This window comes from Aliiroseovarius sp. ABM4_368, assembly GCF_056161205.1.
Genome location: NZ_JBSWYR010000002.1, coordinates 573,127 through 586,355, shown reverse-complemented (window position 1 = coordinate 586,355; position 13,229 = coordinate 573,127). Strand labels below are relative to the sequence as shown.

Annotated in this window: 13 protein-coding genes; 4 read left to right on the top strand and 9 right to left on the bottom strand. The window is 58.3% G+C overall.

The features are described from left to right. Positions 1 to 15: 15 nt before the first annotated feature. From ACXAH3_RS08780 to ACXAH3_RS08770, 3 genes are all read right to left on the bottom strand, one after another. Positions 16 to 783 carry a DUF1538 domain-containing protein gene (locus tag ACXAH3_RS08780; RefSeq protein ID WP_474861696.1) on the bottom strand — a complete coding sequence of 256 codons (768 nt, stop codon included), beginning with the start codon at positions 781 to 783 and terminating at the stop codon, positions 16 to 18. After that, positions 780 to 1,520: a DUF1538 family protein gene (locus ACXAH3_RS08775; protein ID WP_474861695.1), complete on the bottom strand. Its 741-nt coding sequence runs from the start codon at positions 1,518 to 1,520 to the stop codon at positions 780 to 782. The genes ACXAH3_RS08780 and ACXAH3_RS08775 overlap by 4 nt, the downstream gene beginning before the upstream one ends. A 151-nt stretch (positions 1,521 to 1,671) precedes the next feature. Then, positions 1,672 to 3,111, bottom strand: coding sequence for an aldehyde dehydrogenase family protein (locus tag ACXAH3_RS08770; protein WP_474861694.1), 1,440 nt, complete (start codon positions 3,109 to 3,111; stop codon positions 1,672 to 1,674). 193 nt (positions 3,112 to 3,304) lie between these two features. On the opposite strand from ACXAH3_RS08770, the gene ACXAH3_RS08765 reads away from it, so the two are divergent. Then, positions 3,305 to 3,958: a peroxiredoxin gene (locus ACXAH3_RS08765; protein WP_474861693.1), complete on the top strand. Its 654-nt coding sequence runs from the start codon at positions 3,305 to 3,307 to the stop codon at positions 3,956 to 3,958. Between the two features lie 83 nt (positions 3,959 to 4,041). On the opposite strand, the gene ACXAH3_RS08760 is transcribed toward ACXAH3_RS08765, so the two are convergent. The 3 genes from ACXAH3_RS08760 to ACXAH3_RS08750 all read right to left on the bottom strand — a co-directional run bounded on the left by ACXAH3_RS08760 (position 4,042) and on the right by ACXAH3_RS08750 (position 6,875). After that, positions 4,042 to 4,230 (bottom strand): DUF2783 domain-containing protein, encoded by a 189-nt coding sequence (locus ACXAH3_RS08760; RefSeq protein WP_424941518.1) that lies wholly within the window; start codon positions 4,228 to 4,230, stop codon positions 4,042 to 4,044. Between the two features lie 5 nt (positions 4,231 to 4,235). After that, complete coding sequence (locus ACXAH3_RS08755) at positions 4,236 to 5,858, bottom strand: FAD-dependent oxidoreductase (RefSeq protein WP_474861692.1); 1,623 nt, start codon at positions 5,856 to 5,858, stop codon at positions 4,236 to 4,238. A gap of 66 nt (positions 5,859 to 5,924) precedes the next feature. Next, positions 5,925 to 6,875 carry an MBL fold metallo-hydrolase gene (locus tag ACXAH3_RS08750; protein WP_474861691.1) on the bottom strand — a complete coding sequence of 317 codons (951 nt, stop codon included), beginning with the start codon at positions 6,873 to 6,875 and terminating at the stop codon, positions 5,925 to 5,927. A 52-nt stretch (positions 6,876 to 6,927) separates the two neighbouring features. Between ACXAH3_RS08750 and ACXAH3_RS08745 the strand changes: the two genes are divergently transcribed. Beyond that, complete coding sequence (locus ACXAH3_RS08745) at positions 6,928 to 7,494, top strand: DUF2585 family protein (protein WP_474861690.1); 567 nt, start codon at positions 6,928 to 6,930, stop codon at positions 7,492 to 7,494. 15 nt (positions 7,495 to 7,509) lie between these two features. On the opposite strand, the gene fahA is transcribed toward ACXAH3_RS08745, so the two are convergent. From fahA to hmgA, 3 genes are read right to left on the bottom strand one after another with little or no spacing between them, the layout of a single operon-like run. After that, entirely contained in the window at positions 7,510 to 8,766 is a 1,257-nt protein-coding gene (fahA, locus tag ACXAH3_RS08740; RefSeq protein WP_474861689.1) for a fumarylacetoacetase, read from the bottom strand. Between the two features lie 7 nt (positions 8,767 to 8,773). Then, complete coding sequence (gene maiA, locus ACXAH3_RS08735; protein ID WP_474861688.1) at positions 8,774 to 9,415, bottom strand: maleylacetoacetate isomerase; 642 nt, start codon at positions 9,413 to 9,415, stop codon at positions 8,774 to 8,776. Next, positions 9,412 to 10,764: a homogentisate 1,2-dioxygenase gene (gene hmgA, locus ACXAH3_RS08730; RefSeq protein WP_474861687.1), complete on the bottom strand. Its 1,353-nt coding sequence runs from the start codon at positions 10,762 to 10,764 to the stop codon at positions 9,412 to 9,414. Before hmgA ends, maiA begins: the two co-directional genes overlap by 4 nt. Before the next feature lie 189 nt (positions 10,765 to 10,953). Here hmgA and ACXAH3_RS08725 point away from each other — a divergent pair, with 189 nt between their 5' ends. Then, positions 10,954 to 11,787 carry a flagellar motor protein MotB gene (locus tag ACXAH3_RS08725; protein ID WP_474861686.1) on the top strand — a complete coding sequence of 278 codons (834 nt, stop codon included), beginning with the start codon at positions 10,954 to 10,956 and terminating at the stop codon, positions 11,785 to 11,787. 115 nt (positions 11,788 to 11,902) lie between these two features. Continuing rightward, positions 11,903 to 13,210, top strand: a complete 1,308-nt coding sequence (locus ACXAH3_RS08720) for a flagellar hook protein FlgE (protein ID WP_474861685.1) — start codon at positions 11,903 to 11,905, stop codon at positions 13,208 to 13,210. The last annotated feature ends 19 nt before the right edge of the window (positions 13,211 to 13,229 follow it).

Sequence of the window (13,229 nt, the reverse complement as noted above, 5' to 3'; positions counted from 1 at the left end):
TTCTCCTTGGCTGTCCTAATCGGCCTTACGGCGCGACAGCCAGTTGCTGATTTGGGCATAGCCCATCACGGTAATCATGGGAAACAGGCTGGCCAGAGCGATCAAGCCAAACCCATCCAAAAGTGGGCTGCGACCGGGAACGGTGTTGGCAAGGCCCAGCCCAAGGGCGGCCACCAAGGGCACCGTCACGGTCGAAGTCGTAACCCCCCCGCTGTCATAAGCCAGCGGGATGATCATGCGCGGGGCCATGAGCGTCTGGATCACGACGATAACATAGCCCACGATCATGTATTGATAGAGCGGCGTGCCTGTCACGATGCGGAACGTCCCCACCGCAAGGCTGATCGCCACGCCAATCGCCACAGCAAACCGCAGCCCGTTCGCCTTCACCGCGCCCCCGGATGCCTCTTGCGCCTTCAGGGCGACGGCAATCAGGGACGGCTCGGCGATGGTCGTGGCAAAGCCGATGGCGAAGGCGAAAATGTAAACCCAGTAATAGTCCAGCCACGCCACCGCCGCGCCGGGTTCGATCCCCAGAAAGGCGGGATCGGTCAGTTGTGCGGCCATCTCGCGGCCCAGTGGGAACAAGGCAAGCTCCAGCCCTGACAAGAACAGAGCAAGGCCCAAGAGCACATAGAACATACCCACGGCGACTTTCCGGGGGTGCGGGATCGGCTTGCGCAGGATCACCAACTGAAACAGCAACAACACCGCCGCGATGGGCAGCACGTCGTGCACGACGCTCAGGAAGGTCCAAAGAAGGCCGGTCAGGATCGTGATCATGTCGCCACCACCAATCCGAACAGCAACACAAAGATGATCGGCATAAGCGAGGCAAAGGCGATCAGGCCGAACCCGTCAATCATCGGGTTCCGTCCCTTGATAACCGATGCCAGACCCACGCCCAGCGCCGTCACAAGCGGCACTGTGATGGTCGAGGTTGTGACGCCCCCACTGTCGTAGGCAATCCCCACGATCTCGCGCGGGGCGATAGGGGTCAGGACGACCACGCAGATATATCCACCAATGATCAACCACTGGATCGGCCACCCCATCAGGATGCGAAAGACGCCCAAGACTAAGGACGCACCAACCGATGCGGCCACAGTATAGCGCAGTGCCGTGGCCATGAAACTCTGCTCGGCGTCGCTTTGGCCGATTACGCCGGCCTCGGACATGACGGTCGCGGCTTCAGCTCCGACGGCTATCAGGGCAGGCTCGGCAACCGTCGTGCCAAAGCCAAGGCTGAAGGCGAAGAGGACCAACAAGGGAAGCGAGCCGCGCAGCGCCAGTGCGTTCGCCAGTGCCTCGCCCAATGGAAACAACGCCATGTCCAGCCCGCGGATAAAGACCGTCAGGCCCAGCAGAACAAACAGAAAGCCCAGCGCGAACTGGCCCAGATTGTCGATGGGTTGCTTCAATACGAACAATTGAAAGAAACCCACGATCAGAAGGATCGGGGCAAGGTCGCGGGCGGTGCCGCCCAGATAGCCGAACAGTTTTATAACCGTACCGGTCATTTACCCCTTCCTGCGTCGCGTAGTGGGTTTTGCATTCATACCAATGATGTAACAGCCACAGAGCCATTGAGCGATGATTGAGATCAAACCAGCTGGCAAAAAAACACCCCCGGGCAAGCCGGGGGTGCATGTGTTCAATCTGTGACTCGGATCAGTCGTTCGACCAGCCCGAGACGGCTTTGACTTCCAGGAAGTCCTCGATCCCCAGAATGCCACCTTCGCGCCCGTTGCCGGACTGCTTGTAGCCGCCAAAGGGCGAACCTGCTGCGCGCGAGGTGCCGTTCATCTCGACCATGCCCGAGCGCATCTGGCGGGCCACACGGTTGGCGCGGGCACCGTCTTGGGTCTGGATGTAATTGGTCAGGCCATAGACGGTATCATTGGCGACATCGACGGCTTCTTCTTCCGTGTCGAACTTCATGATCGACAGAACCGGCCCGAAAATTTCTTCGCGCGCGATGGTCATGTCATTGGTTACGTCCGCAAAGACGGTGGGCTTCACGAAGTAACCCTTGTTCAGACCGTCCGGACGACCGGTGCCACCCGCAACCAAACGCGCGCCTTCGTCGATGCCCTTCTGGATCAAGTCTTGGATCTTGTTCCACTGCAGCTCGTTCACGACGGGGCCGATATGGCGGCCTTCTTCCGACGCAGGGCCGATCTGAACTTTGCCTGCAACCTCGGCAGCTTCCTCGACCACGCGATCATAGATCGAGCTTTGGACCAGCATACGCGAGGGCGCATTACAGCTTTGACCGGTGTTCTGCATCATGTGCAGCACGCCACGCTTCACGGCTTTGTCGTCTGCATCTTCAAACAGGATGTTGGCGCCCTTGCCGCCCAGCTCAAGCGCCACGCGCTTGATGGTGTCAGCGGCGGATTTCGAAATCGCGATACCTGCGCGGGTCGAGCCGGTAAAGCTAACCATATCCACATCAGGATGCGAGGTCAGCTGGCTGCCGACGCCGACGCCATCGCCATTAACCATGTTATAAACGCCAGCGGGCGTGCCGGCTTCATCCATGATCTCGGACCAGATGATCGAGGACAGCGGCGCAACCTCGGACGGTTTCAAAACCATGGTGCAGCCTGCAGCGGCGGCGGCCACAACCTTCAGCGTCACCTGATTCATCGGCCAGTTCCATGGTGTGATCAGCGCGGTTACGCCAACGGGCTCGTACAGAAGACGATCGTTGGGGGCACGCTCGTTCAGCATCTTATCGAATTCGAAATCCTTGAAGGCACGGATGAAGTTTTTAATGTGCCAGCTGCCAGCGCCCACCTGCGAGCTGCGCGACAGGTCAATCGGTGCCCCCATCTCAAGGCTCATGGCTTGGGCCAGATCTTCGGCGCGGTTGTTATAGGCGTCAAAGATGCTTTCGATCAGCTCCAACCGCTCGGCTTTGGATGAAAAGCCCCAAGTCTTGAAGGCTTCCTTGGCAGCGGCAACGGCAGCGTCTGTATCAGCCTGATCACCAAGCGAGATCACCGCACAAACCTCTTCCGTCGAAGGGTCAATCACATTGCAATCGTTCGCGGCAGCCGGGGCGACCCATTTGCCGTTGATGTAAAAGTCGCGTTTCTCGATCATATTCCTGACTCCTTGGACGGATTTGCGGACACTGTGGCACCGAGACGTTGATAGCGCAACCCGTGGAATCATAATTTGATCAAATTATTTGAGGGACATCAACACTGTTGCAAACTGTCGCACCGGGTTTCAAAACCAAGTAAAAAGCATACCCTGTAGATGAACGAAGAAGCTGCCTACAGGAGAGAGCCAGATGGGACTGCGCATCAACGATATCGTACCGAACTTCACCGCTGAAACGGATCAGGGGGAAATCAAATTTCATGACTGGATTGGCGACAGCTGGGCGATCCTGTTCTCGCACCCGAAAGACTACACCCCTGTCTGCACGACCGAGTTTGGTGCTGTCGCACAGCTTGCCGATGAATGGGAAAAACGCGGTACCAAGGTGATCGGCCTTTCAGTCGACAGCGCAGAAGAACACGTGTCATGGAAAGCCGATATTGAGGACTATTCGGGCGCAAAAGCTGGCTTCCCGATCATCGCGGATGAAAACCTGGAAGTGTCGAAACTGTTCGATATGTTGCCTGCCGAAGCTTACCTTCCCGATGGCCGCACCGCCGCCGACAGCGCGTCGGTCCGCTCGGTTTTCATCGTCTCGCCCGACAAGAAAGTACAGCTAATCATGACCTACCCCATGTCGGTGGGCCGCAATTTCGCTGAAGTCCTGCGTGCACTGGATGGGTTGCAGTCTACCTATAACACCCCCATCGCCACTCCGGCGAACTGGGTGAAAGGTCAGGATGTAATCGTTGCCCTGTCGTTGAGCGATGAGGAGGCGAGGGCCAAGTTTGGCGAAGTCGACATCAAACTGCCGTATCTGCGCACGACCGCAGACCCCAGCTAAGTCCGAAGCACGTATTAACATGAAAGGGCCCGTGCAAATCAGCACGGGCCCTTCTTACGTCAGCTAAGCCTGTGTGGTCAGCCCTATTTCTCGGCTGCTTTCAACGCTTGGCTCAGCACCTCGCGATCGCCGACATGGTTGGCCAGAACCAACACAAGGCGCGCGTTCAGTGCGTCGCTGTCTTCCTTTGACAACCCTTCGTGCGCAGCCAGAAGCTCGGCATAGAAATCGTCAACACCGTCGATATTCGGGGTCAGGATCAGATCAGTCATGGGGCTTACTCCTTACCGATGGCGCGACGGATCGCGGCACGGATCTGGTTTTCATCAAAGCTGGGGCGACGGGCGGCGACGTGCTGATCCGGACGGATCAGGTAGACTGCTTTGTCATTGTCACCCAGATAGCGCTCGCGCAAGGCACCGGTCTTGTCGTCAGCGGTCGACAGGGCCAGACGTTCGACCTGAATTCCGGCTTCCTCGATCATACTGGGCGCATCGGTGTCGATGGTCAGTAGGATAAATTTGTCACCCAACTTGTTCAGCAGAAAATCATCGCCGACCGGCGCGTCAGGGCAGACCGAACCGGGACGCGACCGGGCGGGACCGTCCAGCGCATCAGCCGAGTTCAACGGCGAGCCATCATAGGTGCAAGGCACCGACAGACGACCCGAGTTCACCATCGGGCGAGCAAATTCGTGCTTTTCTGACAAGTCCAGAACGGCGTCGCGCAAAACGCGGCTCATCTCGGATTTCGGGGTGATGAAATCGGTCGAGCGAGTCGAGTTCAGAATGTTCTCATCCGCGCCGTGAATGCGTTCATCGTTATAGCTGTCCAGCAGGCTTTCAGGCGCTTCACCGCGTATGACCATGCCCAGTTTCCAGCCCAGATTGTCCACGTCCTGAATGCCGGAATTCGCCCCGCGGGCGCCAAAAGGCGAGACTTGGTGTGCGGCGTCACCGGCAAAGAACACGCGGCCGTGACGGAAGCTGTCCATGCGTTTGCACTGGAAGGTGTAGATCGAGGACCAGACCATGTCGTACTGCACGTTTTCACCAAGGAAGGCGTCCAGACGACGGCGGATGTTTTCCTCTTTCATCTCTTCTTTGCGGTCGACATCCCAGCCGATCTGGAAGTCCACACGCCAGACATCGTCAGGCTGCTTGTGCAACAGGGTCGACGCGCCGCCACCGTGGGTCGGTTCAAACCAGAACCAACGCTCGGTCGGGAAATCGTCGTTCTTCATCTTGATGTCAGCGATCAGGAAGCTGTCCTGGAAGACCTTCCCGGTGAAATCCAGATCCAGCATCGTGCGAAGGGGGGACGAGGCGCCGTCACAGCCGATCAGCCATTCGGCCTCCAGCGTATAGGGGCCATCTGGGGTCGTGATGTTCAGCGTAACATAGTCGTCATGCATCTCGACGCTATCGATCCGGTTCTTGCCCCGGATCTCGATCGGCGTGCCGTCTTTTTGTAGCTCTTCAAAGCGGTCCAGCTGGAAGCTTTCAAAATAGGGCTGCTGCATGTTGATAAAGGCAGGGTATTCGTGGCCTTCTTCGGGCAGAAGGTTGAATTCAAAGACCTGATCGTCCTTGTTAAACACCTTGCCGATGTTCCACACGACACCCTTTTCAACCATTGGCTTGCCGCAGCCATAACGGTCTGCGATCTCGAGGGTGCGTTTGGCGAAACAAATCGCACGCGACCCCATACCAACACCTTCATGGTCGTCCAGAACCAACGTAGGAATGCCTTGTCGGCCAAGGTCCAATGCTGTGGCCACGCCGACGGGTCCTCCTCCCATCACCACTACAGGATGACGTACAGGCGACGCCGCATCCTGATCAGCAGATTTCTTGTAGGGATAGCGCTTGTAGGCAAGCGTGTATCTATCGTCGAACATCGGGGGCTCCTCCAGCTGCGCGTTTTTCGTATGGGGTCCGGCCCTCGCGGCCGAACCCCAAAGGTCTTACCCCTGCAGGGCGGCCCACATCTCCAGATCGCGTTCGGCGGTCCAGATGCGGGGGGTGTCGATGCCGCGGGCTTCGTCATAGGCGCGGGCGACGTTGAAGGGCAGGCAGTGTTCGTAAATCGCGTAGTCAGCAAACTTAGGGTCACATTCGGCGCGGACCGCATCCCAAGCTTCTTTCAGCGACCCGCCACGTGCAGCCACTTTGGCGGCTGGTCGATAGGTGCTTTCCACAAAGTCACGAGTGCTTTCGATGGCACGGTTCACGGCCTCTTTGCCGATCAATGCTCCGCCACGACCCGGTGCAATGGCATCCACGTCGAAGGACGCGATGTTGTCCAGCGTGTCGCCCCAGTCCGAGAAGTGACCGTCGCCACAGTAACAAGCCGAGTGGTCTTCCACGATGTCGCCGGTGAACATGACGTTCTGGTCCGGCACGTGGATTACGATGTCGCCAGCGGTGTGGGCACGGCCCAGATGCATCAGGTCAACACGGCGGTTGCCCAGATAGACGGTCATATCGTCCGAGAACGTGGTGGTCGGATAGGTCAGGCCAGGGATCGACTCGTGACCTTCAAACAGACGCGGGAAACGTTGGAATTCGCTGTCCCAGTCTTCCTGACCGCGCTCCACAACCATCGCACGGGCTTGGTCGCCCATGATGATCTGATCCGCACCATAGGCCGACGCGCCCAGCACGCGCACCGCGTGATAGTGGGTCAGAACCACGTGGCTGATCGGCTTGTCAGTCACCGAGCGTACGCACTCGATCACTTTGCCCGCCAGACGCGGGGTGGCCTGAGCTTCGACAATCATGACGCTGTCGTCGCCAATGATCACACCCGAGTTCGGGTCGCCCTCGGCGGTGAAGGCGTAAAGCCCCTCGCCGATCTGGTCGAAGGTGATTTTCTTTTCGGTCATGTCGCCTTGCGACGCAAATGCCTTTGCCATGGTCCGGTTTTCCTTTCTGGACAAGCGCGCGGGATAGTGATCCCTTGCCCTTATGTTTGATCGTCGTTTCTTGCCCTATTGGGGCGTTTTGTTTGTCACCATCGCCACGCTGGTTACCCTGCTGGCGATGGGTCGTAATTTCTCATGCCCCTGCGGCTATACCCTTCTGTGGTATGCAGGGGACGACAGCGGTCAGGGGTCGCAGCATCTGTTGGACTGGTATTCGCCCAGCCACCTGATCCACGGCTTCCTGTTTTACGGCGCGACCTTCCTTTTGATGCGGCGCTTTGCCCTTGGTTGGCGGTTGCTGGTGTCCACCATCGTTGAAGGCGCGTGGGAGGTGGCCGAGAACACCGAAGCCGTGATCAATCGCTATCGCGAGTTTACCGTGTCCGGCGAATACTGGGGCGACAGCGTTGTGAACTCGGCCGCGGATCTGGCGGCCATGTTCCTTGGCTTCTGGCTGGCGCTTCGTTTGCCTGTCTGGATCAGCATCCTGATCATCATGGGCTTTGAAGTGCTGACCACCTTCTTGATCCGCGATGGGCTGGCCTTGAACATCATCATGCTGCTGGCGCCATCCGAGGCAATCCTCGAATGGCAGTCCGCAGGGGGATAATGCCCCGCCACCCACTTACTTAGGCCAGTTGACGGAAGGCAGGATCTGCCCGACGCAATCGCCAAAGCCGATCTGGAAACCGTCGCCCTTGGCGGCCCCGCGCAGGGTCAGGGTGTCGCCGTCCTCGATAAACGTGCGGGTTTCCCCGGTATCCAGCGTGAAGGGCTCGCGGCCCGCCCAACTCATTTCCATCAGCGATCCGTATTCAGTCTTGGTCGGGCCCGAGATCGTGCCCGATCCCAACAGGTCGCCCACGTTCATCGCGCAGCCGCCGATGGCGTGGTGGCACAGCTGTTCAGCGGCCGAGTAATACATACGGGTGTAGTTGGTTTCGCCAACGACGCTGGCCTTGTCGGCGCCCTCGGGCTGCATCAGCACCTGAAGCTCGATGTCATAGAGGCCGTCCTTGGTGCCATCCAGATAAGGCAGCAATTCCTTCTCGCGTTCCGGCGTGGGCGCGCGGAACTCTTCCAGCGCGGCGGCAGTCACGATCCAAGGGGAAATCGAGGTGCCAAACGCCTTACCTTGGAACGGGCCAAGCGGCTGGTATTCCCAACCTTGGATGTCGCGGGCGGACCAGTCGTTCAGCAACACATAGCCAAAGATCATGTCGTCGGCTTCGTCGACGGTGATCGGCTGGCCGAACGCGGACGGTTTGCCAACGATGGCACCCATTTCCAGCTCGATATCCAGACGCATCGAAGGGCCAAAACTGGGCATCTCGGCGTCGGGTGCCTTGCGCTGACCGTTCGGGCGGTGGATCGGCGTGCCCGAAATGACAACCGAGGAAGCGCGACCGTTATAGCCGATCGGAATGTGCAGCCAGTTGGCCGGCAGATCGGGCGAACCGCGCAGGATCGCACCCATGTTCGCGGCGTGCTGACGACCGGCGTAGAAGTCAGTGTATTCCGAGACAGCGAAGGGCATCAGAAGCTCGGCGTCTGCCATCGGAACCAGATGCTCTTCGATTTCACTCTGATAGGGGGATCCTTCTGAAAGCATCTCATTCAGTTTGCTGCGAAACGCAGCCCAAACCTCAGACCCCAGTTCCATGAACTCGTTCCACATGCCGGAGGCAAATACAGGCTCTGAGCCGTACTCAAAGTACTCATCTTCCAGTGTGGTCACATCAAGGATCATATCCCCGATGGCAACGCCACAGCGCGGCTCGCTATCCGCGGTCGAGAACACGCCGTATGGCAGGTTGTTCAGGGGAAAGGGGGTCTCGGCGGAGTTCGCGCTGTCCACCCATGACTTTCTCAGTTGGCTCATGTGTTCCTCATTCGGCATCCGGCTGTGCTTCAGGTCGCGCATCGGCGAAAGCAGGCAGGGCCAGACAGGTTTCTTCGATTTCAGTCAGACGCGGATAGGCGGTCAGATCCACCCCCCAACGCCGTGCGTTATAGTATTGCGCTACCAGACAGATATCCGCCAGAGACGGAGTGTCGCCAAAGGCGAATTTCGTGTCCTTTTCGACCATCTGTTCAAGGGCGGCAAAGCCGGTGTCCATCCAGTGGATCATCCATTGGCGCTTGGCCTCGGCATCCGCACCGAACGTGTCACCCAGATGTGCCGCCACACGCAGGTTGTTCACCGGATGGATGTCCATCGCGATGACATGGGCGGCGGCCAGCACCTTGGCGCGCTGGATCGGGTCCGCAGGCAGCAATGCAGGCTCTGGCTGCGCCGCCTCGAGATAATCAATGATTGCCAGCGACTGGGTCAGAACGGTCCCGTCCTCCAGTTCCAGCGAGGGCACCAGATGGGCCGGGTTCTTAGCGACATAATCCGCCGCGTGCTGCTGTCCGCCATCTTTCACCAAATGAACAGACACGTGCTCCGCGCTTAGCCCTTTCAGGTTCAGCGCAATCCGCACGCGATAAGCCGCCGTGGACCGCCAGTAGCCGTAAAGCTTCATCATTTCTTACCCGGCGTCCCGTCGAACTTTTTCTCAAGGCTTTCCCAGCAGTCGATGTACTCATCCTGCAAGGGCGCCTCTTTCGCGGCGAAGGCTGTCAGGTGCTGCGGGAAGCGGGTCTCGAACATGAAGGACATGGTGTTGTCCAACTTCTCGGGCCCAAGGTTCGAGTTCGAGGCACCCTCGAACGCGTCGCGATCCGGCCCATGCGGCAGCATCATGTTGTGCAAGGACACGCCACCAGGGACAAAGCCCTGCGGCTTGGCGTCATACTGGCCATAAATATTGCCCATCAGCTCGGACATAATATTCTTGTGATACCACGGCGGACGGAAGGTGTTTTCGGCCACCATCCAGCGTTCGCGGAACAGAACGAAGTCGATATTCGCGGTGCCGGGCTGGCCCGAAGGCGCCGTCAGTACGGTGAAGATCGACGGGTCCGGGTGGTCAAACAGGATCGCGCCGACCGGGCAATAGGTTGTTAGGTCGTACTTATAGGGCGCGTAATTGCCGTGCCATGCAACCACGTCCAACGGCGACTGGCCGATTTCCGTCTTATGGAACTGACCGCACCATTTGATGGTGATGGTCGAGGGCACTTCGCGGTCTTCATACGCTGCAACAGGGGCTTTGAAATCCCGCGGGTTGGCCATGCAGTTCGCACCGATCGGACCGCGGCCCGGAAGCTCGAATTTCTGGCCGTAGTTCTCACAAACAAAACCGCGTGCGGGGCCTTCCAAAAGCTCAACGCGATAGACAAGGCCACGCGGGATGATGCCGATCTCTTGCGGGGCAAGGTCGATGATGCCCAATTCGGTATAGAAGCGCAGCTTGCCTTCCTGCGGCACGACCAGAAGCTCGCTGTCGGCCGAGAAGAAATAGTCGTCCACCATCGACACGGTGACCAGATAGATGTGGGTGGCCATGCCAACCTGCGTGTTCACATCGCCCGCCGTGGTCATGGTGCGCATGCCGGTGATCCAGTTCAGACCCTCGGTCGTCGGCACCGGATCCCAGCGATACTGACCGAGCGAGATCACATCAGGATCTACACAAGGCGCGGACTTCCAATAGGGCACATCAATCTTGGTATATCGAGACGAATGCTTCACAGAAGGGCGGATGCGGTAACACCACGTCCTCTCGGGCGGGTTGGCCGTGAAGGCGGTACCGGACAGCTGCTCTCCATACAGACCATACTCGCATTTCTGCGGGCTGTTCATGCCTTGGGGCAGAGCGCCGGGCAGGGCCTCGGTCTCGAAATCATTGGCCCAACCGGGCATGTAATGGGTCTCGGTGCCAACGGCTGACACCGCGCGCTGCATCTCGCGCGACGGGCTGTGCTTGTTCATGATTCCATCCATTCATTGCCCAATCGGGCCGTCCTGTTGCACATCAATAATATCGTTGCATGTGAAATGAAGTCAAGAAAAAGCGATACTTCACATGCGAAGTAATGAAATCGCAACAATTTGAATAGTTAAGCTGATGGAAACTTGCGGCTGCTATCCCTGACCTTGGGTGAAAAATGAGGTGGTGGGATGCGTTCTAATGAACAAGCTCCGATAATTATTAAGAAGATCAAGAAGGGTGGCGGAGATGGCCACCATGGCGGCGCGTGGAAAGTGGCCTATGCTGACTTCGTGACAGCGATGATGGCGTTTTTCTTGCTGATGTGGCTGTTGAACGCGACCACGGAAAAGCAGCGAAAGGGCATTGCGGATTATTTCAGCCCTACAATCCCTATCACTCGCGTGTCAGGCGGCGGCAGTGGCTCGTTCGGCGGCGACAGCGTGCTAAGCGAAGAAAGCCTGTCTCAAAACGGTACGGGCGGGACGCCACGGGATCCGGCCCAAGATCAGGGGGGCAAACAGGCCGATGGTGCGGGCGCTGACGGGGAAAGGGAAACTGCCAAGCTGAAAGAGGTTGAGACGATGCTTCTCGCCCACTCGGGCGAAAGCATGGCCAGCGATCAACTGCAGCGACATATCGTCACCAAGGTCACGGATGAAGGCCTGCTGGTCGAGGTATTTGCGTTAGACCACGCCCCCCTGTTTCACGCGGGAACCGACACACCAACCCCGCTTTTGGAAGAGATCATAGTAACAATTGCCGAGGTCTTCCAGCTGGCCAAAAACGGCGTCGCGATCGACGGCCATGTGGCAACCCAGCCAGTTGTGATCGCGGAAAACACAGCATGGCAGCTGTCCTCGTCGCGCGCTGATCGGGTGCGGATGCTGTACGAATCGCAAACGGAAACGCCCAAGAAAGTGCAGCGCGTAACGGGCCATGCGGACCGTGAACCGGCTGTGACGAACGCGATGACCGCGCGAAACAACCGGATTGAACTGATCTTACTGCGCTCAAAAAGGTAGTTAAATCAACACACAACAGGAAATTACCTTGGAAATTGCGCCTATTAGGCGGCTGTTAAGGACGCCCGGTCCAATCTGATTGCGACCAGAGGTAGATGCAGCAGAAAGGCGCACCATGACGATTTCCTCTTCTCTAAGTGCCGGCGTGGCCGGACTGAATGCTCATGCCACGAAACTTGCGACGATTTCGGACAACATCGCGAACTCGTCGACCTTCGGGTACAAGCGGGCTACGGCAGATTTCCAAAGTCTTGTGATCGGTGGCAATGCCGGATCGGGAACCTATTCAGCAGGGGGCGTGCGCACCACGACGCAGCGTCTGATCGACGAACACGGGCCACTGATTTCGACGTCAAACCCGATGGACATTGCGGTTGGCGGACGCGGTATGCTTCCTGTCACGCAAGAGGTCTATGCCGATTCCAACCCCGGCGAACGACCGATGATGATGACCACTACCGGGTCATTTCGCACCGATTCCGAAGGCGTTCTGAAAACCGAAACCGGGCTTGTTCTGTTAGGCTGGCCCGCAGACGCCGACGGCAATGTCGGAACCTATCCGCGCGATACCGGCGTCGGGCTTGAACCTGTCGTCATCAACGCCAACCAAACCGCAGGTGACCCAACCACCAGCATGAAGCTGGGCGTTAACCTGCCCGCGATCGAAACCGAGGCTGGCGCCGGCGGCGCCGCTCTGCCTCTATCGGTCGAGTATTTCGGCAACTTGGGCACGTCCGAGACATTGGATTTCAGCTTTACGCCCACCGTACCCGGCACCGGTTCATCGAACACATGGACCATGCAAATCACCGACAGCGCCTCGGGCGGGGCAGTGATTGGCGAGTATACGCTGGTATTTGACGACAGCCGCGCTGATGGCGGTACGTTGGCCTCGGTTTCTGTTGTGTCTGGCGGCGCTTACAACGCGACTGACGGCACATTGGATCTGACCGTTGCGGGCGGCCCCCTGTCCCTGACCATCGGTGGGATCGGTGACCCCAATGGCCTGACGCAGCTGTCCGACAGCTTTGCACCGGTCGCGATTACCAAGAACGGCTCTCCGGTTGGCAACCTTACGGCGGTCCAAATCGACGAGCACGGCTTCCTAAAAGCCACCTATGACACCGGGTTTATCCGCACAATTTATCAGGTGCCGCTGGTGGATGTATCAAACCCCAACGGCCTGACCTCGATTTCGAACCAAGCCTATCAGGTGTCGCCTGAAAGCGGATCCTTCTTCATGTGGGATGCCGGTGACGGTCCCACAGGCGAAGTCGTCGGCTTTGCCCGCGAAGGATCGACCACCGACGTCGCAGGTGAGTTGACCAACCTGATCCAAACGCAGCGTGCCTATAGCTCGAACGCGAAGGTTATTCAGACCGTCGATGAGATGCTTCAAGAAACCACCAACATCAAACGCTGATCCGGTATCGCAAAGTAGC

Excerpts from the sequence above, each read along its gene's own strand:
- ACXAH3_RS08775 (WP_474861695.1), bottom strand. The coding sequence starts at position 1,520 with ATGACCGGTACGGTTATAAAACTGTTCGGCTATCTGGGCGGCACCGCC.
- ACXAH3_RS08755 (WP_474861692.1), bottom strand. The coding sequence starts at position 5,858 with ATGTTCGACGATAGATACACGCTTGCCTACAAGCGCTATCCCTACAAG.
- ACXAH3_RS08770 (WP_474861694.1), bottom strand. The coding sequence starts at position 3,111 with ATGATCGAGAAACGCGACTTTTACATCAACGGCAAATGGGTCGCCCCG.
- maiA (WP_474861688.1), bottom strand. The coding sequence starts at position 9,415 with ATGATGAAGCTTTACGGCTACTGGCGGTCCACGGCGGCTTATCGCGTG.
- ACXAH3_RS08725 (WP_474861686.1), top strand. The coding sequence starts at position 10,954 with ATGCGTTCTAATGAACAAGCTCCGATAATTATTAAGAAGATCAAGAAG.
- ACXAH3_RS08720 (WP_474861685.1), top strand. The coding sequence starts at position 11,903 with ATGACGATTTCCTCTTCTCTAAGTGCCGGCGTGGCCGGACTGAATGCT.
- hmgA (WP_474861687.1), bottom strand. The coding sequence starts at position 10,764 with ATGAACAAGCACAGCCCGTCGCGCGAGATGCAGCGCGCGGTGTCAGCC.
- ACXAH3_RS08760 (WP_424941518.1), bottom strand. The coding sequence starts at position 4,230 with ATGACTGATCTGATCCTGACCCCGAATATCGACGGTGTTGACGATTTC.
- ACXAH3_RS08745 (WP_474861690.1), top strand. The coding sequence starts at position 6,928 with ATGTTTGATCGTCGTTTCTTGCCCTATTGGGGCGTTTTGTTTGTCACC.
- ACXAH3_RS08765 (WP_474861693.1), top strand. The coding sequence starts at position 3,305 with ATGGGACTGCGCATCAACGATATCGTACCGAACTTCACCGCTGAAACG.
- ACXAH3_RS08750 (WP_474861691.1), bottom strand. The coding sequence starts at position 6,875 with ATGGCAAAGGCATTTGCGTCGCAAGGCGACATGACCGAAAAGAAAATC.
- ACXAH3_RS08780 (WP_474861696.1), bottom strand. The coding sequence starts at position 783 with ATGATCACGATCCTGACCGGCCTTCTTTGGACCTTCCTGAGCGTCGTG.
- fahA (WP_474861689.1), bottom strand. The coding sequence starts at position 8,766 with ATGAGCCAACTGAGAAAGTCATGGGTGGACAGCGCGAACTCCGCCGAG.